Source organism: Streptomyces sp. enrichment culture (genome assembly GCF_964272895.1).
In the GTDB taxonomy this organism is placed as follows: Bacteria; Actinomycetota; Actinomycetes; order Streptomycetales; family Streptomycetaceae; genus Streptomyces.
In genome coordinates this window covers 1609552-1633480 of sequence record NZ_OZ186832.1, presented here as the reverse complement: position 1 = coordinate 1633480, position 23929 = coordinate 1609552, and the positions used below count along the sequence as shown (strand labels likewise).

Here is a 23929-nt window from a genome sequence, read left to right as displayed (position 1 = left end):
GGCGTGGACGGGCATCGTCCAAAATGGCAGGGTAGGCTAACCTAACCTGCGTGTTGGTCGACAGTCCCCCTGAACAGCGCGCGGAAGTTGCCCCCGCGCCCCCCAAGCGTGGCGCGCTACGTGCCACCGGGCTTCTCGTCTCGGTCCTGATCCTGGCGTGCGTCGCGGTGGCGAGCATCGCGATCGGGGCCAAGGAGCTGTCGCTGGAGCAGGTCTGGCACGGTCTGTTCGGGGCCTCCGGGACCTACAGCGACACGGTCGTGGACGAGCGGCTCTCGCGCACGCTCCTCGGGCTGCTCGCCGGTTCCGCGCTGGGCCTGGCCGGTGCCGTGCTCCAGGCGCTCACCCGCAACCCGCTGGCCGACCCCGGCCTGCTCGGTATCAACGCCGGGGCGTCGGCGGCGGTGGTCAGCGCGATCACCTTCCTCGGGGTGACCAGCCTCAGCGTCTATGTGTGGTTCGCGTTCCTCGGGGCGGCCGCGGTGGGCGCGCTGGTCTGGTTCCTCGGCGGCAGCCGGGGCGCCACGCCGGTGCGGCTCGCGCTGGCCGGCACCGCGCTGAGCGCCGCCCTCTACGGCTATCTCCAGGCCGTGATGATCATGGACGAGGCGGCCCTGGGCAAGATGCGCTTCTGGACGGTCGGTTCGCTGAACTCGGCGACCGACGAGACCCTCACCCAGGTGCTGCCCTTCATCGCCGTCGGCACGCTGCTCGCGCTCGGCCTGGCCCGTCCGCTGAACGCGATGGCCATGGGCGACGACACCGCCAAGGCCCTCGGCGCCCACCTGGGCCGCACCCGGGCGCTGTCGATGCTCGCCGCGACCGTGCTGTGCGGGGCGGCGACCGCGGCCTGCGGCCCGATCGTGTTCGTCGGTCTGATGGTGCCGCACGTGGTGCGCTCCTTCACCGGCCCCGACCTGCGCTGGATCCTGCCGTACGCGGCCGTCCTGTCGCCGGTGCTGCTGCTCGGCGCGGACGTCCTCGGCCGGATCGTGGCCCGGCCCTCGGAGCTCCAGGTCGGCATCGTCACCGCGATCATCGGCGGCCCGGTCTTCATCTTTCTCGTACGACGGCGGAGGACGGCCCAGCTGTGAGCACCGCAGTGAAGAACCCGCGCGGGACCACCCGCGCCCTGCGCACGCCGGGCGGGCTGTCCGTCCGTCTCGATCTGCGGGCGTTCCTCGTCGTCGTCGCGCTGCTGGCGGCCGCGCTCACCGCGAGCGTCCTGCTGATCGGCACCGGCGACTTCCCCATCGGGGCCGGCGACGTGCTGAAGACGCTGCTCGGGAACGGCAACGCCGGCCAGGAGTTCATCGTCAACGAGCTGCGGCTGCCGCGCGTCCTGGTGGCGCTGCTGGTCGGTGCCGCGCTCGGGCTCGGCGGCGCGCTGTTCCAGGCCGTCTCGCGCAACCCGCTGGGCAGCCCCGACGTGCTGGGCCTCGGCCAGGGCGCGACGGCCGGCGCGCTCACGGTGATCGTGCTGCTGTCCGGCACCGCCGAGCAGGTCGCGGTCGGCGCGCTCGTCGGCGGTCTGGTGACCGGTACGGCGATCTATCTGCTCGCCTGGAAGCGGGGCGTGCACGGCTACCGGCTCGTCCTCGTCGGCATCGGTGTGTCGGCCATCGCCACCGCCGTCAACGGCTATCTGCTCACCAAGGCCGACCTGGTCGACGCCTCCCGCGCGGTCGTGTGGATGACCGGGTCGCTCAGCGGCCGGGGCTGGGAGCAGGTGTGGCCGCTGCTGTGGCTGTGCGTCGTGCTGATCCCGCTGGTGCTCGCCAACGCGCGCGGGCTGCGGATGATGGAGATGGGCGACGACGTCTCGAACGCGCTCGGCGTGCGCGTGGAGCGCGTCCGCATGCTGCTGATGGTGGCCGCCGTGCTGCTCACCGCGTCCGCGACCGCCGCGGCCGGTCCGATCAGCTTCGTCGCCCTCACCGCGCCGCAGCTCGCCCGCCGTCTGACCCGCTCGCCGGGCCCCAATCTGCTGGCGTCCCTGTGCATGGGCGCCGCCCTGCTGGTCACCGCCGACTGGGGCTCGCAGCGGCTGTTCGGCGCCGACCAGCTGCCCGTGGGCGTGGTCACCGGCGTGGTGGGCGGCGTCTACCTGCTGTGGCTGCTGGTCACCGAGCGACGGGCGGGACGGATATGACCCCCGCTGCGATGAGCACATCGAGGAGCACTTCGTACGAGAACCCTTCAAGGAGCACCGTGAACCGCCTGTCCGCCGAGAACGTCACCCTCGCCTACGACCAGCGCGTCATCGCCGAGCAGCTGTCGGTGGAGATCCCCGACAACTCCTTCACCGTGATCGTCGGCCCGAACGCGTGCGGCAAGTCGACGCTTCTGCGGGCGCTGTCGCGGATGCTCAAGCCGAGCCAGGGCCGGGTGCTGCTGGACGGGCAGGCCATCCAGTCGATGCCGGCGAAGAAGGTGGCGCGCACCCTGGGTCTGCTGCCGCAGTCGTCGGTGGCGCCCGACGGGATCACGGTGGCCGACCTGGTGGGCCGCGGCCGCTATCCGCACCAGGGCATCCTGCGCCAGTGGTCGGCCGAGGACGAGCGGGTCGTCCAGGAGTCCATGGCGCAGACCGGGGTCGCCGAGCTCGCCGACCGGTACGTCGACGAGCTGTCCGGCGGTCAGCGCCAGCGCGTGTGGATCGCGATGGCCCTCGCCCAGCAGACGCCGCTGCTGCTGCTGGACGAGCCGACGACGTACCTCGACATCCAGCACCAGATCGACGTCCTCGACCTGTGCGCCGAGCTGCACGAGACGCAGGGCCGCACCCTCGTCGCCGTCCTGCACGACCTCAACCACGCCGCCCGGTACGCCACGCACCTCATCGCCCTCAAGGGCGGCAAGGTCATCGCACAGGGCTCCCCGAACGACGTGGTCACGGCCGGGCTGGTCGAGGAGGTCTTCTCGCTGCGTTGCCAGGTCATCGACGACCCGGAGACGGGCACGCCGCTGGTGGTGCCGGCCGCCCGCAAGGCACGCGCGCGGGCCTAGGGGGCGTCTAGAGGAGCTTCCTCAGCAGCAGCAGGTCGCGCACTCCCGCGTGCAACGTGACCCGGCCCGACCCCCAGGCCCTGGCGAAGGGCAGCTCGCCGTCGACCAGGGCCACCAGGTCGTCGCCGGTCATGGCCAGCCGGATCTGGGCCTTCTGCGGGGGCGGGCCCTGGACGGTGTCCTGGACGTGGATGCGGCCGCCCGACATCCGGCCCACGAAGGTGACGTCCAGGTCGGTGATGCGGCAGCTCACCGACCGGTCCAGCGCGGCGGCCGCGCGGACGTCGCCCTCGGCCCCGCCCATGTTCTCCGAGAGCCTGTCGAGTGCGGCACGGCACTCCTCGATCGTCGCCATCGTCACCGACGGTACCGCAGCGTTCCGAGGTAGCGTCGGGGCATGAGCGACGCTGTTCCGGAGCCGGACCTCCCCGCGGGGGAGCCGGACCTCCCCGACGAGGCCCCCTCCGCCCCGGCCCCCCTCGACGTCCCGCGCACCCCTACCGGCCACGCCGAGGTCGACGCCCAGCTGGAGCGGCTGGCCGACGCCGACCACCTCGCCACGGACGGACATCTGGAGGTGTACGAGGATGTACACCGGGGGCTGCGTGACGCGCTCACCGCGCTCGACGCCCGCCCGGGACCTCCGGCGCCCCCTTCGTCGTACAGCAGTAGGAGCTGAACCGAACGTGGCAGGAGTCGCACGCCGCCGTCTGGACGCGGAGCTGGTCCGCCGGAAGCTCGCGCGCTCGCGCGAGCATGCCAGCCAGCTGATCGCCGCGGGCCGGGTGACCGTCGGCAAGACCGTCGCGACCAAGCCGGCCACCCAGGTGGAGACGGCCGCGGCGATCGTCGTGCAGGCCGACGACAGCGATCCCGAGTACGTCTCCCGTGGCGGGCACAAGCTCGCCGGGGCGCTGAAGGTGTTCGTGCCGCAGGGCCTGGTCGTCGAGGGACGGCGGGCGCTGGACGCGGGCGCGTCGACCGGAGGCTTCACGGATGTGCTGCTGCGGGCCGGCGCCGCGCACGTCGTCGCCGTCGACGTGGGCTACGGGCAGCTGGCCTGGTCGCTGCAGAGCGATGAACGCGTCACCGTCAAGGACCGTACGAACGTACGCGAGTTGACGCTGGAGGCGATCGACGGTGAGCCGGTGGACCTGGTCGTGGGCGATCTTTCCTTCATCCCGCTCGGCCTGGTGCTGCCCGCGCTCGCAAAGTGCGTGCGGCCGGACGCCGATCTGGTGATGATGGTCAAGCCGCAGTTCGAGGTGGGGAAGGAGCGGCTGGGCAGTGGGGGTGTCGTACGGAGTCCGCAGCTGCGGGCGGAGGCCGTGCGGGGCGTGGCCGATAAGGCGTGGGAGCTGGGGCTCGGGGTGAAGGGTGTCACCGCCAGTCCGCTGCCCGGGCCCTCCGGGAACGTCGAGTACTTTCTCTGGCTGCGCGCCGGGGCCCCCGCACTGGACCCGGCCGACGTCGATCGTGCAGTGGCGGAGGGGCCGCGTTGACACAGAACCGAGCTCGTACTGTTTTCCTGCTGGCCCACACCGGGCGGCCGGCGGCCATTCGCAGCGCCGAGCTCGTGGTCAAGGGGCTGCTGCGGTCCGGTATCGGGGTGCGGGTGCTGGAGCAGGAGGCCCGCGATCTGCCGCTGCCGGACGAGGTGCAGCTGGTCAAGGAGGCGACACCGCAGTGCCTCGACGGGTGCGAGCTGCTGATCGTGCTCGGCGGGGACGGGACGCTGCTGCGCGGCGCGGAGTTCGCGCGGGCCTCCGGGGTGCCGATGCTGGGCGTCAACCTCGGGCGGGTGGGGTTCCTCGCGGAGGCCGAGCGGGACGACCTCGACAAGGTCGTGGACCGGGTCGTGACGCGGTCGTACGAGGTCGAGGAGCGGATGACCGTCGATGTCGTCGTGCACAGCAACGGGGACATCGTGCACACCGACTGGGCGCTGAACGAGGCGGCCGTGCAGAAGGCGGGCGCCGAGAAGCTGCTTGAGGTGGTGCTGGAGATCGACGGGCGGCCGGTGACGGGGTTTGGGTGTGACGGCATTGTGCTGTCGACGCCGACCGGGTCCACGGCCTATGCGTTCTCCGCGGGCGGGCCGGTGGTGTGGCCCGAGGTGGAGGCGTTGCTGATGGTGCCGATCTCTGCGCACGCGTTGTTCGCGAAGCCGTTGGTGACCTCGCCTGATTCCGTGCTGGCCGTGGAGGTTCTGCCGCACATTCCGCCGGGTGTGCTGTGGTGCGACGGGCGGCGGACCGTGGAGCTGCCTCCGGGGGCTCGGGTGGAGGTGCGGCGGGGGGCCGTGCCGGTGCGGCTGGCTCGGCTGCATCACGCTTCGTTCACGGATCGGTTGGTGGCGAAGTTCGCGCTGCCGGTTTCCGGGTGGCGGGGGGCGCCTCACTAGGCGGCTGGTGGGGGTGGTGCGTCCGTGTCGCCGGGCGCGGGCCCGTTGTGGTTGCTCGCGCAGTTCCCCGCGCCCCTTTCCCGGCGTCCACTCCCCTGGGTGACAAGGCCACCTCGCACTCCCCGCTCCTCACCTCGTAAGGTCTTCCCCGTGCTGGAAGAGATGCGGATACGGTCGCTCGGCGTCATCGACGACGCGGTTGTCGAGCTGTCGCCCGGGTTCACTGCCGTCACCGGTGAGACGGGTGCGGGCAAGACGATGGTGGTCACGAGCCTGGGCTTGCTGCTGGGCGGGCGGGCGGATCCGGCGCTGGTGCGGATCGGGGCCGACAAGGCGGTCGTGGAGGGGCGGATCGCGCTGGACGCGGACGCCGCCGTGGCCGTGCGGGCCGAGGAGGCCGGGGCCGAGCTGGACGACGGGGCGCTGCTGATCAGCCGTACCGTTTCGGCCGAGGGGCGCTCGCGGGCGCACCTCGGGGGCCGCAGTGTGCCCGTCGGGCTGCTGGCGGAGCTGGCCGACGAGCTGGTGGCCGTCCATGGGCAGACCGATCAGCAGGGGCTGCTGAAGCTGTCCCGGCAGCGGCAGGCGCTCGACCGGTACGCCGGGGACGCGGTGGCCGTGCCGCTCGCCAAGTACGCCGAGGCGTACCAGCGGCTGCGGGCCGTTACCGCCGAGCTCGACGAGATCACCACGCGTGCGCGCGAGCGGGCCCAGGAGGCCGACATGCTGCGCTACGGGCTGGACGAGATCGCCGACGTGGAGCCGCGGGCCGGGGAGGACGCCGAGCTGGCCGAGGAGGCCGAGCGGCTGGGGCACGCGGAGGCGCTGGCGTCCGCCGCGACGGCCGCGCACGCGGCCCTCGCGGGCAACCCCGAGGACCCCGAGGGCGTCGACGCCAGCACGCTGGTCGCGGGCGCGCACCGGGCTCTGGAGGCCGTACGGTCCCACGATCCGGCGCTGGCGGCGCTGGCCGACCGGATCGGGGAGATCGGGATCCTGCTCGGCGATGTGGCCGGGGAGCTCGCCGGGTACGCCGACGATCTGGACGCCGATCCGCTGCGGCTGGCGGCGGTGGAGGAGCGGCGGGCGGCGCTGACGGCGCTGACCCGGAAGTACGGCGAGAACATCGACGCCGTGCTGGCCTGGGCGGAGCGCGGTGCCGCGCGGCTGACCGAGCTGGACGGCGACGACGAGCGGATCGGGGAGCTGACCGCCGAGCGGGACGCGCTGCGCGTCGAGCTGGGCGCGCTGGCACAGGCGTTGACGGACGCCCGTACGGAGGCCGCCGAGCGGTTCGCCGCCGCGGTGACCGCCGAGCTGGCCTCGCTGGCGATGCCGCACGCGCGCGTGTCCTTCGACATCCGGCAGACCGAGGACCCGGAGGGCGTGGAGGTCGGCGGGCGCACGGTCGCCTACGGGCCGTCCGGCGTCGACGAGGTCGAGCTGCTGCTGGCCCCGCATCCGGGGGCGCCGCCGCGGCCCATCGCCAAGGGCGCGTCCGGCGGTGAGCTGTCCCGCGTGATGCTGGCGGTGGAGGTCGTGTTCGCCGGGACGGACCCGGTGCCGACCTATCTCTTCGACGAGGTCGACGCGGGTGTCGGAGGCAAGGCGGCCGTGGAGATCGGGCGGCGCCTGGCGCGGCTCGCGAAGACCGCGCAGGTCGTCGTGGTCACCCATCTGCCGCAGGTCGCCGCCTTCGCCGACCGGCAGTTGCTCGTCGAGAAGACCAACGACGGCTCGGTCACCCGCTCCGGCGTCAAGGTCCTGGAGGGCGAGGACCGCGTGCGCGAGCTGTCGCGGATGCTCGCCGGCCAGGAGGACTCGGAGACGGCACGGGCCCACGCGGAGGAACTCCTGGCGACGGCACGGGCGGACGCGTAGAGCTGCTGCGGCGGAGGCGTGGGCCCGACGTGGGGGGCGTTGGTCTGTGCGGGTGGCCGCCGTGCGGTCTGTCCGGGTGGCCGCTGTGGGGCCGTGCGGGTGGATGCCGTAGGGCTGGTGCGGGTTTACGCCGTGGGGTCGGTGCGGGTGGACGCGTAGGGCCAGTGGAGGTGGGCGCGTAGGGCCGGTGTGGGGGGACGCGTCGGGCCGGTTCCAGCGGTCTGGTTCACCCGAGTGGGTGAGCTTTGGGGCGATCCGGGCCAGGCTTCCTGAGGTCGGCACAGCCGGAACCGCCCCGCGGGCTGGCATCCTTGGCCGTGTGTGCGGAGGAATCCGTGCGGTCCGTCCCCACGGCCGTTCCTTCGGTACGTTTCCCCGTGACGTCCCACGCCGAACCAGGAGCCCCGGCCACGTGAGCCACGTGAGCAGCCAGTCAGCGCCCGGACAGTCGCCGCTGCGCACCGTGCAGGTGCTCGGCGGTGGCAATGCCCGCAGCGGCGCGCACGTGCGCTCCCTGGCGTCCGGGCTCGTCGCACGGGGCGTGCGGGTGACGGTGTGCGCCCCCACCGAGGCGGATCACGCCTACGACTTCACCGGGGCCGGGGCCGAGCATGTGCACATTCCGCGCAGCAGCGATCCGGCGTCGGTGGCCGCGCTGCGGGCGGCGTGCGCGAACGCCGATCTGGTGCACGCGCACGGGCTGCACGCCTCGTTCCGGGCGGTGCTCGCGCTGAGCGGGCGGCGTACCCCGCTGGTGGTCACCTGGCACGGGCGGACCCACGCCGAGGGGCCGCGCGCGCACTTTCTGCGGCTGCTGGAGCGGCGGGTGGTCAGGGCCTCCTCCGTGGTGCTGGGCACCACCTCCGACCTGGTCGACCGGGCCCGCGCGACCGGCGCGCGGGACGCGCGGCTGGCCGCGGCCGCGTTGCCGGGGCGGCGGCCGGTCGTCGAGCGCGACGAGTCGTACCGGCCCAAGCTGCGGGCCGAACTGGGCGCGCTCGGACGGCCGTTGCTGCTGGCGGTCGGCTCCCTGGACCGGCACCGGGGGTACGAGGTGCTGCTGGACGCCGCGTGGGCGTGGCGGCTGCTCGAACCGCTCCCGCTGGTGGTGATCGCCGGTGAGGGCCCGCTGCGACCGCTGTTGCAGCGCCGGATCGAGGACGAGGGGCTTCCGGTGCGGCTGCTGGGCCGCCGGGACGACGTGCCCGATCTGCTGGCGGCCGCCGACCTCGTGCTGCTGCCCAGCAGTTGGGAGTCCCGTTCGGTGCTGGCCCAGGAGGCCCTGCACGCGCGCGTGCCGCTGGTCGCCACCGCGGTCGGCGGCATCCCCGACCTCGTCGGTGACGCGGCCGAACTCGTGCCCTACGGCGACGCCGACGCCCTCGCCCGCGCCGTCGCCCGGCTCCTCGGCGACCCCGAGCGGCGGGAGCTGCTGCGGGAGCGGGGGGCGCGGCAGGCGGCGACGTGGCCGACGGAGGACGAGACGGTGGCGCAAGTGCTCAGCGTCTACGACGAGTTGACGCAGGCCCGGCCGCTGATCTGACCCGCGGGCGACGGGCCGCGCTCCGCGGCCGAGCGGGCCCTACCCCACGTGCCGGCGTGCCCGCAGCGCCAGGCTCAGGGCCAGTACCGTCTGCGGGTCGTCCAGGTCCGTGCCCAGCAGCTCGCCGATGCGGGCGAGGCGGTTGTAGAGGGTCTGCCGGTTCAGGTGGAGTTCGCGGGCCGTCTCCGCCTTGCGGCCGGCGTGTGCCAGGTAGGTCTCCAGCGTCGGCAGCAGCGGCGGCCTGGAGCGGTGGTCGTGGTCGCGGAGCGGGCCGATCGCGCGGTCCACGAAGGCCGCGAGGTCGGGATGGTCGCGCAGCCGCCACAGCAGCAGGTCGATGTCCAGGCGCCGGGCGTCGTACCAGGGCCGGTCCGCGAGCCCCTGCGCCGCGGCCGCCGTCTCCGCCGCGTGCCGCAGCCCCGCGGAGGCCGCCGCCCAGCCGCCGGCCACGCCGACGACCACGACCGGCGGCCGGGCGCCCGGGCGCTGCATGCCGGCCCGCTCCACACCCGCCCGCAGCGCGGCCGCCACCCGGTCGGCGACCGCGCCCCGCTCCGACTCGGTGCGCAGCCCCAGCAGCAGCGGCACCCGCCCCTCCACGGGACGGACACCCAGCAGCACCGGCACGCCCACCGAGGCCAGCTCCTCGGCGACCGCGCGGGCCAGCACCGCCCAGCCGCCGCCGGGGGACAGCCCGTCGCCGAGCCGCATGACGACCGGCAGCAGCGGACCGGTGCCCGGCTTGAAGCCGAGGACACGGGCCTGCGCCGGGGCGTCCTCGGCGGCGATGCGGCCCTCGGCGAGGTCGGTGAGGAAGTCGCCGCGCCCGCGCGCGGCCAGCTCCTCCTCCTGCCGGGCCTGCATCAGCACGACGGCCAGTATCCCGGCGGCCCGCTCGGCGGCGATCCGGTGCACCGGCGCCAGCGGCCCGCGCACCGGCAGCAGCACCAGCCGGGCGCGCACCGAGCCGGTGCCGGGCCCGCCGCCGGGCACGTCCACCAGCACCGAACCGGTGGGCGGCGGGGCGTCCCCGCGCTGGCCGCGCAGCCCCTCCCACACCTGGAGCGGATCGGCGCCCTCGGGTCCGGCCCCGGCGGCGTACAGCAGACGGCCGTCGGAGGTCTCCAGGAACACCGGGTTGTCGCCGAAGTCGGCGAGGATGCCGAGGACTTGGGGGACCCCGCCGCCGCCCAGCAGCGCCTCGGTGCAGCGGCGATGCACCTCCTCGGCGCGTTGCAGCAGCGCGTAGTGGCCGTTGACGATCTCGGTGTGGATCTCCTCCGTGACGGTCACGAAGGGGACCTCGCGGTGCAGTTGGACCAGCGGCAGTCCGGCCGCGCGGGCCGTCTCGATCAGGGCGGCGGGCAGCCGGGTGAAGCGCGGGCCGAGTTCGACGACCAGGGCGGCGATGCCCCGCTCGGCCAGCGTCCGTACGAACGCGCGTTGTTCGGCGGGACGGGTGCCGAGCCCGTAGCCGGTGGTCAGCAGCAGTTCGCCGCCCTTGAGGAGGGAGGCGATGTTGGGCACCTCGCCCGCGTGCACCCACCGCACGGTGCGCTGCAGCCGGTCGGCGCCCGCGAGCACCTCGGGGAGTCCGCTGCGCAGCCCCGGCAGTTCCAGCGCCCGCTGCACGGTGATGCCCGCGTCCCGGTTGTCGAATCGGTGGTCCGTGCGGCTTTCCATGCAGCGGACGCTACCCGCGCGCACGTTCCGGCGACATCTCCGCGCGGTTACGGCGGCGATCACCGGGCCCGCCCGCGCGACAATGCGTCGCCCCTGGCGCCGATTTGCACGACCGCGTGTCTGTTGTGGCGTGCGTCACTAGGACGCCACACTGACGCATCCGCAGGGACACCCCTGTGTGATCTACGGATTTCGTTGTCGCGGCACCCCGAATTTGACGAGAGGGGCGGGAAATGACAGAAACTCCCACACGAGAGGCCACACGGGAGGGCCGGGAGGTCCATCGGCTCAAGGCGAATTCCGTGGGTCTGGTGGGTGTCGTCTTCATGGCGGTGGCCACCGCCGCGCCGATCACCGCCATGACAGGCAACCTGCCCATCGCGGTCGGCTTCGGCAACGGCACGGGCGCCCCGGCGGGCTATCTGTTCGCCACGCTCGTGCTGACGGTGTTCTCCGTCGGCTATGTCGCCATGGCCCGCCGTATCACCGCGGCCGGCGCCTTCTACGGCTACATCTCGCACGGCCTGGGCCGGATCGCGGGCATGGCCTCCGGAATGCTCGCGGTGCTGGCGTACATCGTGTTCGAGGCGTCCATCGTGGGCGTCTTCGCCTACTTCACCAGGACCACCGTGCACGACCAGCTCGGCGTGGACCTGCCCTGGGTGCTCTACGCCGCCGCGATGCTGCTGGTCACCGCGGTGCTGGCGTTCTTCGACATCAACCTGACGGCCAGGGCCCTCGGCGTGATGCTGATCGCGGAGATCGCCGTCCTCTTCGCGGTCGCCACCGCCGTGCTCCTCAAGGGCGGCGGCCCGGACGGCATCCCCGTCGAGCCGATCAACCCCGCGAACGCCTTCACCGGGGCCTCCGCCGGACTCGGGCTGTTCTTCGCCTTCTGGTCATGGGTCGGCTTCGAGTCGACGGCGATGTACGGGGAGGAGTCCCGCGACCCCAAGCGGGTCATCCCGCGCGCCACGCTCATCTCGGTGGTCGGCGTCGGCCTCTTCTACATCTACGTCTCCTGGATGACCATCGCCGGCAACGGCCTCGACGGCGCGGTCGAGGTGTCCTCCTCGGCCAGTCCGCTCGACCTGTTCTTCGACCCGGCGCACTCCTACATCGGCGCCTGGGCCGTCGACACCTTCCAATGGCTGCTGATCACCGGTTCGTTCGCCTGCGGCATGGCCTTCCACCAGTGCGCGGCCCGCTATCTGTACGCCATCGGCCGCGAGGGCTTCCTGCACCCCGCGCTCGGCCGCACCCACGCCCGGCACGGCTCGCCGTACATCGCGTCCTTCGTGCAGTCCGGCATCGCGGTCGCGCTGGTCGGCGGCTTCTGGCTGAGCGGCCAGGACCCCTACATCCACCTCTACACGCTGCTGGCGATCCTCGGCACGATGGCGATCCTCATCGTGCAGACCCTGTGCTCCTTCGCCGTCATCGGCTACTTCCGCCGCAACCACCCCGAGGACCGGCACTGGTTCCGCACCTTCACCGCCCCGCTGCTCGGCGGGATCGGCATGACCGCGGTCGTCGTGCTGCTGGTGATCAACATGGACACGGCTGCCGGCGCGGCGGCCGACTCCTTCTTCTTCGAGGCCATCCCCTGGATCGTCGGGCTGGTCTTCTTCGGCGGCCTCGCCCTCGGCCTGTATCTGCGGGCCAAGCGGCCGGAGCGCTACGAGATCATCGGCCGGATCGTCCTGGAGGACGCGGCCGAACGCACGGACGACGTCACGGAAACCCACGCCAACGTCTGAGGAGCAGTCCTGTGTCCCGTACGCACGCCATGCACCAACTGCGTTCCCTCGCCGCCGATCACGCGGCCGCCCAGCGCCTCGGGCTGCCCGTCGCCGAGGCCCGGATGCGCCGCCGGTCCGTCCTGAAGGGCGCCGCCGCCCTCGCGGCCGCCACCACGGTGACCGCCGCGCCCCGCGCCGCCGCGGCGGGCGCGCCCCGGATCGCCGTGGTCGGCGCCGGCATCGCCGGACTGACCGCCGCGCTCACCCTGCACGACGCCGGGTACGCCTGCACCCTCTACGAGGCCCACCCCACCCGTGTCGGCGGCCGCATCCACACCCAGCGCGACCACTGGGCCTGGGGCCAGACCTCCGAGATCGGCGGCGAGCTGATCGACACCAGCCACAAGAAGATGCTGGAGCTGTGCCGCCGCTTCTCCCTGCCCGTCGAGGACTTCCTCGGCGGCGGGCCCAACGGGGCCGAGGAAGTCCTGTGGTTCGACGGCGCCTACTATCCGCGCGAGGAGGCCGACGAGGACTTCAACCACGTCTGGCAGGCACTGCACCGCGATCTGCAGGAAGCCGGCGAGGTCAAGTGGAACCAGACCACACCGACCGGCACCGCCCTGGACAACATGTCCCTCTACGACTGGATCGAGTCCCGCGTACCGGGCGGCCACGCTTCACGGCTGGGCCAGTGGTTCGACGTCGCCTACAACGTGGAATACGGCGCCGAGACCACTCTCCAGTCCTCGCTCGCCCTGGTGCTGCTCATGGGCTACCAGACCAATCCCGGCAACTTCAACATCTGGGGCCTGTCCAACGAGCGTTACCACGTCGTCGGCGGCAACGACCAACTCCCGCGCGCCATGGCCGACTTCCTGCCCGACGGGACGATCCGCCACGGCTGGTCGCTGAACGCGGTCAGAGCCAACGGCGACGGCACCCAGACGCTCACCTTCACCGAGTCGGGCGCCACCCGGACGGTGACCGCCGACCACACCATCCTCTGTGTGCCGCTGCCGGTGCTGAAGCAACTCGACCTCAGCAGGGCCGGGTTCGACCCCCGGATGACCAACCTGATCCGTGACGCCCGGATGGGGTACTGCACCAAGCTCAACATGCAGTTCTCCAGCCGCCCCTGGCGCGGCACCGGTGCCTGGCCCGGCGTCTCGGCGGGCGACTGCTTCACCGACAGCCGGGTCCAGCAGACCTGGGACACCACCAAGATCCAGCCCGGCACCGGCGGCATCCTCATCCAGTACCACGGCGGCGACCTCGCCAGATCCCTCGCCCCCGCCACACCGTTCGCCACGGAGAGCGATCCGTATGTGGCGAAGCTGGCGGCGTCCTACACCAAGGAGATCGACGCCTTCTTCCCCGGCACCTCGGCCGCCTTCACCGGCCGCGCCCAGCTCTCCGCCTGGCACCGCAGCCCGTACGCCCAAGGTGCCTACTCCTACTGGCCGGTGGGCTATCTGCACCGGTACGCGGGCTACGAGGGCACACCCCAGGGCAACATCCGCATCGGCGGCGAGCACTGCAGCTACGACTTCCAGGGGTTCATGGAGGGCGGCGCCACCGAGGGGGAGCGGGCGGCGAACCAGGTGATCGCCGTGCTGCGGTAGGGCTCACGCCGGCTTGATGTTGTGGTTGAACCGGAAGACGTTGTCGGGGTCCCAGCGCCGCTTCAGCTCGGCCAGCCGCCGGGCGTTGTCGGCGCCGACCCCGGCCACCACCCGGTCGGTGCCCTCGTCGCCGATGAAGTTGAGGTAGACGGCGCCGGTGCTCCAGGGGCGTGCGTCGGCGCGTACGTCGCGCACCCACCGGATGCACCGGTCGTCGTCCGCCGGGTCCTCCCACAGCCCGAAGGGGTGCACGCCCCAGGGGGCGTCCCGGTAGGGCACGGGGTACTCGTGCGGGCCGTCGGCGATCGCGCCGCCCAGCGGGAACAGGGCGTGCATGGTGCCGGTCGGCACCGGCATGTCGGCCGCGCGGGCGCAGAAGACGTCCACATAGTCGTCGGGCGCGCCCGTGAGGTACTCCGCCGACCAGTAGTTCCGCATGCCCGGCGGATCGTCGATCATGCACTGCACCTCGGCGTACGGCATCGCCCCGACGACCTCCCCCTCGTGCGGCAGCGCCAGCAGCGGCTCGGCCACCTCGCGCATCTCGGCCTCGGGACCGGCGTACGTCAGCAGCACGGCGCACAGCAGGGTGCCGACCAGCTCGGGCGGCACGAACTCGTCGGGCGGGGCGGTGATGTAGAGCGCGGCGCCGCTGACCTCGTTCGGCCCGGCGGCGATCACGTCCCGGAAGGTGCGCACCGCCTCGGGGCCCCGCTCCGGGAGGTACAGCAGCAGGGCGATGGCGAACTCGGGCAGCTCGTACAGCTTCAGGGTGAGCGCGGTGGCGACGCCGAAGTTGCCGCCGCCGCCGTGCAGCCCCCAGAACAGCTCCGGGTTCTCGTCGGCGCTGGCGTGGACCCGTTCGGCGTCGGCGGTGACCAGTTCCACGCCGAGCAGATTGTCGACGGCGAGCCCGCACCAGCGGTCCAGCCAGCCGCTGCCGCCGCCCAGCACGAACCCGCCGACCCCCGTGGTCGAGGCGCGTCCGCCGGTGGTGGCCAGGCCGTGCGGCTCGGTGGCGCGGTCCAGATCGCTCATCGTGGCCCCGCCCATGACCCGTACCGCCTCGGCACCGGGATGGACGGTGACGGCGCGCATATGGCGCAGGTCCACCACCAGGCCGTTGTCGTTCAGCGCCGAACCCGCCACGCTGTGGCCGCCGCCGCGCACGGCGATGTTCAGGTCCAGCTCCCGGCCGAAGCGCACGGCCCGCACCACGTCGTCCTCGTCCACGCACTGCGCGATCACCGCGGGCCGCCGGTCGATCATGGCGTTGAACACGGTCCGGGCCTCGTCGTAGCCCACGTCGCCCGGCGCGAACACATCGCCCGACAGATCCTCGCGCAGCGCGGTGAGGGCCGCGCCCGCCTTCGAGAGGGAAGCCATGGCCGCCCCCTTCCTGGACAGGGGGTAGTGCTTCCAGCCTAGGCAGGCACGGCCGGGACGGCTCGCTCAGGCGGGGTGCGCGCACGCCGGTGAGCGGAGGCCGGTGAGCGGAGGCCGGTGGGGGCTCAGCCGCCGTACGCGCCCGAGGCCGTCAGCCGCAGCGCGGTGTCGATCAGCGGGACGTGGCTGAACGCCTGCGGGAAGTTGCCGACCTGGCGCTGCAGGCGCGGGTCCCACTCCTCGGCCAGCAGGCCCAGGTCGTTGCGCAGCCCCAGCAGCTTCTCGAACAGCTGCCGGGCCTCGTCGACCCGGCCGATCATCGCCAGGTCGTCCGCCATCCAGAACGAGCAGGCGAGGAACGCGCCCTCGTCGCCCGGCAGACCGTCCACGCCCTCGGACTCGCCCTCGGTGGGGTAGCGCAGGATGAAGCCGTCCGGGGTGGACAGCTCGCGCTGGATCGCCTCGATGGTGCCGATGACCCGCTTGTCGTCCGGCGGCAGGAAGCCCATCTGCGGAATCAGCAGCAGCGAGGCGTCCAGCTCCTTGGAGCCGTAGGACTGTGTGAAGGTGTTGCGCTCCTTGTCGAAGCCCTTCTCGCACACCTCCCGGTGGATGTCCTCGCGCAGCTCCTTCCAGCGCTCCAGCGGGCCGTCCGCGTCCCCGGACTCGATCAGCTTGATCGTGCGGTCCACCGCGACCCACGCCATGACCTTGGAGTGCACGAAGTGGCGGCGCGGGCCGCGCACCTCCCAGATGCCCTCGTCCGGCTCCTGCCAGTGCTTCTCCAGGTAGCTGATCAGCTTCAGCTGGAGCAGCGAGGCGTAGTCGTTGCGGGCCAGACCCGTCATGTGCGCCAGGTGCAGGGCCTCGGTGACCTCGCCGTACACATCCAGCTGGAGCTGGTGCGCGGCGCCGTTGCCGACCCGGACCGGGGCGGAGTTCTCATAGCCCGGCAGCCAGTCCAGCTCGGCCTCGCCCAGCTCCCGCTCACCGGCGATGCCGTACATGATCTGGAGGTTCTCCGGGTCGCCGGCGACCGCGCGCAGCAGCCACTCGCGCCAGGCGCGGGCCTCCTCGCGGTAGCCGGTGCGCAGCAGCGAGGACAGGGTGATCGCCGCGTCCCTGAGCCAGGTGTAGCGGTAGTCCCAGTTGCGCACGCCGCCGATGTCCTCCGGCAGGGAGGTGGTGGGCGCGGCGACGATGCCGCCGGTCGGGGCGTACGTCAGCGCCTTCAGCGTGATCAGGGAGCGCACGACGGCCTCGCGGTAGGGGCCGTGGTACGTACAGTGCTCCACCCACTCGCGCCAGAAGTCCTCGGTCGCCGTCAGCGACTGCTCCGGCTCGGGCAGCGGCGGCGGCTCCTTGTGCGAGGGCTGCCAGGAGATCGTGAACGCGATGCGCTCGCCGGGCGCCACGGTGAAGTCGGAGTACGTGGTCAGCGAGTGGCCGTAGGTCTCGGCCTCGGTGTCGAACCACACCGAGTCGGGGCCGGCGACGGCGACCGTGCGCTCGTCGTCGTGCTTGTGCACCCACGGCACGACCCGGCCGTAGCTGAACCGCATCCGCAGCGCCGAGCGCATCGGCACCCGGCCGGAGACGCCCTCCACGATCCGGATCAGCTGGGGCGCGCCGTCACGCGGGGGCATGAAATCGGTCACCCGCACCGTGCCGCGCACGGTGTCCCACTCGGATTCGAGGATGAGGGAGTCCCCGCGGTAGGTGCGCCGGGTCGCGACGGGCGGCGCGATGTCGGAGGCGTGCGCCGGTCCGATGCGCCAGAAGCCGTGCTCCTCCGTGCCCAGCAGACCGGCGAAGATGGCATGCGAGTCGAAGCGGGGCAGGCACAGCCAGTCGACCGTGCCGTCCCGGCAGACCAGGGCAGCGGTCTGCATGTCTCCGATGAGTGCGTAGTCTTCGATGCGCCCGGCCACGTGCATCTCCAGTCGAACGGCCACGTCACCCCGCATGGGGGCGGTCGCTAGTGCGGTCAAGGGGTCGTTGTAAAGCGTCGTCGAGCTGAGGGGCAAAACGCCACCGCGCCCTGGACACGGTCGACGATTGTTGCTCAACGAACTGGCGAGCTCTTGTTGTTCCGGTGGGTACGGGCGAGGGGTGGTGCCGTGTCTCCGGCCGGCTCGACAGCGAATGTCCGAGCAGGATACGACGCGCTCGGATGATCTGTGTGCGCCTCCGGGGAACGCGAGTGGGCCGAACGAGTGAGCTGCCCCAACCGGGGCCGAACCAGGTCGGACGGGTGTCCGCGCATGCGCGGAGCGTGGCCGGAGGCCATCGGGTCGCGGCGCTGATACGCTGGTAGCCCGTGGACCGGTGGGTGTCCCTCCGCAGAGAAAACACCCCCGAACCGCAGCGACGGCACCCCCGGAATCCCTCCGGCCGGCAGCCGCCCCGCACCTCCAGACAGCGACCACGGGAGCCCCCTCTTGGCCATGCCGCCGAAATCAACGACGACCAAGCACATCTTCGTCACCGGGGGTGTCGCCTCCTCTCTCGGCAAGGGCCTGACGGCCTCCAGCCTCGGCATGCTGCTCAAGGCCAGGGGCCTGCGTGTCGTCATGCAGAAGCTCGACCCGTATCTGAACGTCGACCCGGGCACGATGAACCCGTTCCAGCACGGCGAGGTCTTCGTCACCAACGACGGAGCCGAGACCGACCTGGACATCGGACACTACGAGCGCTTCCTCGACCGTGACTTGGACGGCACCGCCAATGTCACTACAGGCCAGGTGTACTCGACCGTGATCGCCAAGGAGCGGCGCGGCGAGTACCTGGGTGACACCGTGCAGGTCATCCCGCACATCACCAACGAGATCAAGCACCGCATCCGCCGCATGGCGACGGACGAGGTCGACGTGGTGATCACCGAGGTCGGCGGCACGGTCGGCGACATCGAGTCGCTGCCGTTCCTGGAGACCGTCCGCCAGGTCCGCCACGAGGTCGGCCGGGACAACGTCTTCGTGGTCCACATCTCCCTTCTGCCCTACATCGGCCCGTCCGGCGAGCTGAAGACCAAGCCGACCCAGCACTCCGTCGCGGCCCTGCGCAACATCGGCATCCAGCCCGACGCGATCGTGCTGCGCTGCGACCGCGAGGTGCCGACCGCGATCAAGCGGAAGATCTCGCTGATGTGCGACGTCGACGAGGACGCCGTGGTGGCCTGCCCCGACGCCCGCTCCATCTACGACATCCCGAAGACCGTCCACGGCGAGGGCCTGGACGCCTACGCGGTCCGCAAGCTGGACCTGCCCTTCCGTGACGTGGACTGGACGACCTGGGACGACCTGCTCGACCGCGTCCACAACCCCGAGCACGAGGTCACCCTGGCCCTGGTCGGCAAGTACATCGACCTGCCCGACGCCTATCTGTCGGTGACCGAGGCGCTGCGCGCCGGCGGCTTCGCCAACCGGACCCGCGTCAAGATCAAGTGGGTCACCTCGGACGACTGCAAGACCCCGGCCGGCGCCAAGGCGCAGCTCGCCGACGTGGACGGCATCTGCATCCCCGGCGGCTTCGGCGACCGCGGTGTGCAGGGCAAGGTCGGCGCGATCCGCTACGCCCGCGAGAACAAGATCCCGCTGCTCGGCCTGTGCCTCGGCCTGCAGTGCATCGTGATCGAGGCCGCGCGTCACCTGGCCGACATCCCGGACGCCAACTCCACCGAGTTCGACCCGGCCACCGCCCACCCGGTCATCTCCACCATGGCCGAGCAGATGGACATCGTCGCCGGCGAGGGCGACATGGGCGGCACCATGCGGCTCGGCATGTACCCGGCCAAGCTGGCCGAGGGCTCGATCGTGCGCGAGGTGTACGACGGCAAGGAGTACGTCGAGGAGCGGCACCGCCACCGCTACGAGGTGAACAACGCCTACCGCGCGGAGCTGGAGAAGAAGGCGGGCATCCTCTTCTCCGGCACCTCCCCGGACGGCAAGCTCGTCGAGTACGTGGAGTACCCGCGCGAGGTCCACCCCTACCTGGTCGCCACCCAGGCCCACCCCGAGCTGCGCTCCCGGCCGACCCGGCCGCACCCGCTGTTCGCCGGGCTGGTGAAGGCCGCGGTCGAGCGGAAGACGTCGAAGTAACACACCGGTTGTACGGTGGCCGGGGTGCGTTCCTTTCAAAAGGGCGCACCCCGGTTTCGTTTTCGCAGGTGAAAGGGCACGGCATGACGATCAAGGACGCGCCGGAGGAGTGGGAGATCCGGGCGACGCAGACGCCCTTCACGGGCAACAAGACCTCGGTGCGCACGGACGACGTGGTCATGCCCGACGGTTCCGTGGTCCGCCGGGACTACCAGGTGCACCCCGGTTCCGTGGCCGTGCTGGCGCTGGACGAGCAGGACCGGGTGCTGGTGCTGCGGCAGTACCGGCACCCGGTACGGCAGAAGCTGTGGGAGATCCCGGCGGGGCTGCTGGACGTGCCGGGGGAGAACCCGCTGCACGCGGCGCAGCGGGAGCTGTACGAGGAGGCGCACGTCAAGGCGGAGACCTGGCGGGTGCTGACGGATGTGTACACCACGCCGGGCGGGTGCGACGAGGCGGTGCGGATCTTCCTCGCGCGGGATCTGTCGGAGGCGGAGGGGGAGCGGTTCGAGGCGGAGCACGAGGAGATCGATCTGGAGATCGACCGGGTGCCGCTGGACGAGCTGGTGCGGGGGGTGCTGGCGGGGGAGCTGCACAACAACTGTCTGGTGGTGGGCGTGCTGTCGCTGGTCGCCGCGCGGCAGAGCGGGGGGCTGGAGGCGCTGCGGCCGGCTGAGGCGCCGTGGCCCGCGCGGCCGTTCGAGGTCTGAGCGCCGCGGGGCTTCATGCCGTCGTGCGTCTGCTGCGTCGTCGTGGCGTGTCGCGCGGTTCTCCGTGCCCCTGGGTCCGCCGCCCATCCGTCTGTTCCTACGATCCGTTGATCCGATCAGGCGACACTCGGTCCCGCCCCGGCCTGCTCCTCCCGGAAGGTTGCAGAGCGTGAACTAGGCTCTGGAAACGCCCTGACCGGAGTCCCGGCGGGCCTGGGCGTGTGGTGGGACGGGAGTGTGGCCCGTGACGGATCAGGTGGTGGACACGGACGCGTCTGTCCTGGCTGCGGAGGGCCGGTTCCTCGGTCGTACCAGGGAGTTGAAGGACCTGTGCGCCGACATCGAGCGGACCGGTCTGGACACCCTGGCCGGCCGCAAGGCGCCCCGCGCACGGGTGCTGCTGATCGCCGGGCGACCGGGATCGGGGCGTACCGCGCTCGCGGAGGAGCTCGTACGGCGGGTCGCGGACCGCTACACGGACGGGGTGCTGCGGGCCCGGCTGAGCGAGCCCGACGGCACGCCCGTCGCGGTGGAACGGGTGGCCCGGGATCTGCTGGCGGCGCTGGACGCACCGGCTCCGGCGGGGGCCGACGAGGACGATCTGACCTCGGCGCTCCGGGAGGCCCTTTCCGCGCGGCGGATGCTGCTGCTGCTCGACGACGCGGCCGACGCCGCACAGGTGGACGCGCTGCTCCCGGACAGCCCGGAGTGCCTGGTGGTCGCCGTGTCCGCAGGGCCGCTGACCGGGATCTCGGACGTGCGGCCGTGCACGCTCGGCGGGCTGGACACCAAGTCGGCCGTGGAGCTGCTGTCCCGGCACACCGGGTCGGTGCGGATCACCGTGGACCCACGGGCCGCCGAGGGTCTGGTGGAGGAGTGCCAGGCCCAGCCGGCCGCGCTGATGCTGGCCGGCGGCTGGCTCGCCGCCCGCCCCAAGGCGGCCGTCGCCGACCTCGCCAAGCATCTGCACGCCGAGGGCGACGAATCCGGCACCCCGCTGGCCAGGGTCTTCCGCCTCGCCTACGGCTCCCTGCCGGCGCCCGCCGCCCGGATACTGCGACTGCTCTGTCTGGCCCCCGGCGGACTGGTCGACCCGCACACCGCCTCCGCCCTCGCCGGCTGCTCGGTCAGCGGGGCCCGCACCACCCTGGACGACTTCGTCACGCTGGGGCTGCTGCACGCCGTGGACTCGCCGCTGCCGGAGTACGAGGTGCCCGGCTGTCTGCACCCGCTGCTGAAGGCGCTCGCCGAGTCGCACGACCGCCCGGCCGAGATCCAGCTGGCCCGCGCCCGGATGCTGGAGCGGACGGTACGGCTGCTGCAGTCCTGCCGGGCGATCACCGAGACCGACAGCCCGCACGCCCGCGAGAAGCTCCTCGGGATGCCCCGCTCGCTGCGCTTTCCCAGCCCCCGGGCGGCGGCCGAGTGGCTGCGGCTGCGCCGGCCCGCCCTGATGGCCGCGGCCCGCCTCGCGGTCGCCGACGGAGAGCTGGACACGCTCGCCCGGCGGCTGATGTCCCAGCTGGTGCGGGCCATGGTGGCGCACTTCGGCACCCAGGCGGCGGCCGCCGACCTCTACGGCATCCACGGCCTCGTCCTGGACGTCGCCGAGCGCCGCGGGCTGCCCCGCGAGAAGGCCGCCGCCCTGCTGAACCTGGGCGATCTGGACGCGCGCACCGGGCGGACGGCGGAGGCGCTGGTGCGCTATCGGGCCGCGCTGGACGCCGGACGGCAGGCGGACGACCCGTATGCGACCGGCCGCGCGATGGAATCCGTAGGCGGGGCGCATCTGGAGCTCGGGGACTACGACCGGGCCGCCGACTGGTTCGGCCGGGCGCTGGCCCAGCGCCTCGCCCGCGAGGAGCGCCTGGACGCCGCCCGGCTGTACGGCCGTATCGCCACCGCGCACACCTACGCGGGCCGGTACGGGGAGGCGCTCAGGGGGTGGCGGGCGGCGGTCGCCGGATATCGCAAGGCGGGCGATGTCGCCGCCCAGGCACGGGCGTTGAGCGAGCTGGCGCGGGTGCAGGAGTACGCCGGGCGGCCCGAGGAGTGCCTGCGCACCTGCCAGGAGGCGGTGGAGTGGGCGCGGCGCGCGGAGGACGTACGGCTGCAGGCCGCGCTGCATCTGCGGATGGCCGACACGCTGGAACACCTCGGCGATCCGACGGCCGCCGCACTGCACCGGGGGACGGCCGAGCGCATGCTGGGTGAGGAGCTTCAGGAGATCCAGGAGGCCGATACCCCACAGTCCGCTCCGGAACAAGACGCTAACGCCTGCGAAATCCGTAGTACATCCGCTGAAGATTGATGCAATGAAAGGCTAGACAGCGGGAACACCTTCATTAGACTGGCTCTGCCGCACGTTCTCCTGCGGTGTCTCCCGGTGTGCCCGTGGGTAGCCGGTATGTCGTGTAATCCCCCCTCTGAGCCAAGGACCGTGATCGACGTGAAGGTCGGCATCCCCCGCGAGGTCAAGAACAACGAGTTCCGGGTGGCCATCACCCCCGCCGGTGTGCACGAGCTGGTGCGCAACGGCCACCAGGTCGTCATCGAGCGGGGCGCCGGCCTCGGCTCCTCCATCCCGGACAGCGAGTACATCGCCGCCGGCGCCGAGATCCTGGACACCGCCGACGAGGTGTGGGCCGCCGCCGACCTGCTGCTGAAGGTCAAGGAGCCCATCGCGGAGGAGTACCACCGCCTCCGCAAGGACCAGACGCTCTTCACCTACCTGCACCTGGCCGCCTCCAAGGAGTGCACGGACGCCCTGCTGGAGTCCGGCACCACGGCCATCGCCTACGAGACCGTCGAGCTGCCCAGCCGCGCGCTGCCGCTGCTCGCCCCGATGTCCGAGGTCGCGGGCCGTCTGGCCCCGCAGGTCGGCGCCTACCACCTGATGCGCTCGGCCGGCGGCCGCGGTGTGCTGCCCGGCGGTGTGCCGGGCGTCGTCCCGGCCAAGGCCGTCGTCATCGGCGGTGGCGTCTCCGGCTGGAACGCCGCGCAGATCGCCATCGGCATGGGCTTCGACGTGACCCTGCTCGACCGCGACATCAACAAGCTGCGCGAGGCCGACAAGATCTTCGGCGCCAAGGTCAAGGCCGTCATGTCCAACGCCTTCGAGCTGGAGAAGGCCGTCCTGGACGCCGACCTCGTCATCGGCGCGGTCCTCATCCCGGGCGCCAAGGCCCCGAAGCTGGTCACCAACGAGCTCGTGTCCCGCATGAAGCCCGGAAGTGTCCTTGTCGACATCGCGATCGACCAGGGCGGCTGCTTCGAGGACTCCCGGCCCACCACGCACGCCGAGCCGACCTTCCAGGTCCACAACTCGGTGTTCTACTGCGTCGCCAACATGCCGGGCGCGGTGCCCAACACCTCCACCTACGCGCTCACCAACGCCACGCTGCCCTACATCGTCTCGCTGGCCAACAACGGCTGGGTCGAGGCGCTGCGCCGCGACCCCGCGCTCGCCAAGGGCCTCAACACCCATGACGGCAAGGTCGTTTACAAGGAGGTCGCCGAGGCCCACGGCCTGGAGCACGTGGAGCTGGACTCCCTGCTCGGCTGACCCGTCGGCCCACGCGCCCGGCTAAGTCACCTTTTCGTAAAGGCGATACGTCAACAAGACGCGTCAACCACACGCACCCGGCCGGACCTTGCCCGACAAGGTCCGGCCGGATGTGTGTATGGTCACTTTGCGGCTCTAGGTCAACTCGCCTCGAACGTAACCCTTGAACCGATTCGCACACCGGTGAAACCTGCCGTGCGACGGCCGTACGCCCTTGACAGAGGGATGTTTCATTGCCGACACATCCTGCCGGGTCCGGCGGATTGTGTTGCTGCGGACCGCCG

18 protein-coding genes are annotated in these 23929 nt (G+C 72.1%); 14 read left to right on the top strand and 4 right to left on the bottom strand.

Annotated elements, in window-relative coordinates:
- Positions 1-50 precede the first annotated feature (50 nt).
- Genes ACSU6M_RS07410 through ACSU6M_RS07400 form a run of 3 tightly spaced genes read left to right on the top strand, consistent with a single transcriptional unit; the run spans position 51 to position 3009 of the window.
- On the top strand, positions 51-1094 hold the full coding sequence (locus tag ACSU6M_RS07410; protein ID WP_437068064.1) for a FecCD family ABC transporter permease: 1044 nt from the start codon (positions 51-53) through the stop codon (positions 1092-1094).
- Complete coding sequence (locus ACSU6M_RS07405; protein WP_437068062.1) at positions 1091-2152, top strand: FecCD family ABC transporter permease; 1062 nt, start codon at positions 1091-1093, stop codon at positions 2150-2152. The genes ACSU6M_RS07410 and ACSU6M_RS07405 overlap by 4 nt, the downstream gene beginning before the upstream one ends.
- Positions 2153-2211: 59 nt before the next feature.
- Entirely contained in the window at positions 2212-3009 is a 798-nt protein-coding gene (locus ACSU6M_RS07400) for an ABC transporter ATP-binding protein (protein ID WP_437068061.1), read from the top strand.
- A 7-nt stretch (positions 3010-3016) separates the two neighbouring features.
- On the opposite strand, the gene ACSU6M_RS07395 is transcribed toward ACSU6M_RS07400, so the two are convergent.
- Entirely contained in the window at positions 3017-3364 is a 348-nt protein-coding gene (locus ACSU6M_RS07395; protein ID WP_437068059.1) for a sterol-binding protein, read from the bottom strand.
- 42 nt (positions 3365-3406) lie between these two features.
- Here ACSU6M_RS07395 and ACSU6M_RS07390 point away from each other — a divergent pair, with 42 nt between their 5' ends.
- The 5 genes from ACSU6M_RS07390 (at position 3407) to ACSU6M_RS07370 (ending at position 8837) form a co-directional block, all read left to right on the top strand.
- Positions 3407-3688, top strand: a complete 282-nt coding sequence (locus tag ACSU6M_RS07390; protein WP_437068057.1) for a hypothetical protein — start codon at positions 3407-3409, stop codon at positions 3686-3688.
- 7 nt (positions 3689-3695) lie between these two features.
- Entirely contained in the window at positions 3696-4511 is an 816-nt protein-coding gene (locus ACSU6M_RS07385; RefSeq protein ID WP_437068056.1) for a TlyA family RNA methyltransferase, read from the top strand.
- On the top strand, positions 4508-5413 hold the full coding sequence (locus ACSU6M_RS07380; protein ID WP_437068055.1) for an NAD kinase: 906 nt from the start codon (positions 4508-4510) through the stop codon (positions 5411-5413). The genes ACSU6M_RS07385 and ACSU6M_RS07380 overlap by 4 nt, the downstream gene beginning before the upstream one ends.
- Positions 5414-5575: 162 nt before the next feature.
- Positions 5576-7294: a DNA repair protein RecN gene (gene recN, locus ACSU6M_RS07375; protein WP_437075040.1), complete on the top strand. Its 1719-nt coding sequence runs from the start codon at positions 5576-5578 to the stop codon at positions 7292-7294.
- Between the two features lie 412 nt (positions 7295-7706).
- Positions 7707-8837: a glycosyltransferase family 4 protein gene (locus ACSU6M_RS07370; protein WP_437068054.1), complete on the top strand. Its 1131-nt coding sequence runs from the start codon at positions 7707-7709 to the stop codon at positions 8835-8837.
- Between the two features lie 39 nt (positions 8838-8876).
- Here ACSU6M_RS07370 and ACSU6M_RS07365 read toward each other — a convergent pair whose 3' ends face one another.
- Positions 8877-10520, bottom strand: a complete 1644-nt coding sequence (locus ACSU6M_RS07365) for a PucR family transcriptional regulator (RefSeq protein WP_437068052.1) — start codon at positions 10518-10520, stop codon at positions 8877-8879.
- 233 nt (positions 10521-10753) lie between these two features.
- Here ACSU6M_RS07365 and ACSU6M_RS07360 point away from each other — a divergent pair, with 233 nt between their 5' ends.
- Entirely contained in the window at positions 10754-12280 is a 1527-nt protein-coding gene (locus ACSU6M_RS07360; protein WP_437068051.1) for an APC family permease, read from the top strand.
- 11 nt (positions 12281-12291) lie between these two features.
- On the top strand, positions 12292-13887 hold the full coding sequence (locus ACSU6M_RS07355) for a flavin monoamine oxidase family protein (protein WP_437068049.1): 1596 nt from the start codon (positions 12292-12294) through the stop codon (positions 13885-13887).
- A gap of 3 nt (positions 13888-13890) precedes the next feature.
- Here the strand turns inward: ACSU6M_RS07355 and ACSU6M_RS07350 are convergent, their stop codons facing one another.
- Positions 13891-15273: an FAD-binding oxidoreductase gene (locus ACSU6M_RS07350; protein WP_437068047.1), complete on the bottom strand. Its 1383-nt coding sequence runs from the start codon at positions 15271-15273 to the stop codon at positions 13891-13893.
- Between the two features lie 125 nt (positions 15274-15398).
- On the bottom strand, positions 15399-17204 hold the full coding sequence (locus tag ACSU6M_RS07345) for a glycoside hydrolase family 15 protein (protein ID WP_437075039.1): 1806 nt from the start codon (positions 17202-17204) through the stop codon (positions 15399-15401).
- Positions 17205-17720: 516 nt separating this feature from the next.
- Between ACSU6M_RS07345 and ACSU6M_RS07340 the strand changes: the two genes are divergently transcribed.
- The 4 genes from ACSU6M_RS07340 to ald all read left to right on the top strand — a co-directional run bounded on the left by ACSU6M_RS07340 (position 17721) and on the right by ald (position 23645).
- Positions 17721-19370 (top strand): CTP synthase, encoded by a 1650-nt coding sequence (locus ACSU6M_RS07340; protein WP_437068046.1) that lies wholly within the window; start codon positions 17721-17723, stop codon positions 19368-19370.
- A gap of 83 nt (positions 19371-19453) precedes the next feature.
- Entirely contained in the window at positions 19454-20080 is a 627-nt protein-coding gene (locus ACSU6M_RS07335; RefSeq protein ID WP_437068045.1) for an NUDIX domain-containing protein, read from the top strand.
- 244 nt (positions 20081-20324) lie between these two features.
- Positions 20325-22391 (top strand): tetratricopeptide repeat protein, encoded by a 2067-nt coding sequence (locus ACSU6M_RS07330; RefSeq protein ID WP_437068044.1) that lies wholly within the window; start codon positions 20325-20327, stop codon positions 22389-22391.
- A gap of 129 nt (positions 22392-22520) precedes the next feature.
- On the top strand, positions 22521-23645 hold the full coding sequence (gene ald, locus ACSU6M_RS07325) for an alanine dehydrogenase (RefSeq protein WP_437068042.1): 1125 nt from the start codon (positions 22521-22523) through the stop codon (positions 23643-23645).
- The last annotated feature ends 284 nt before the right edge of the window (positions 23646-23929 follow it).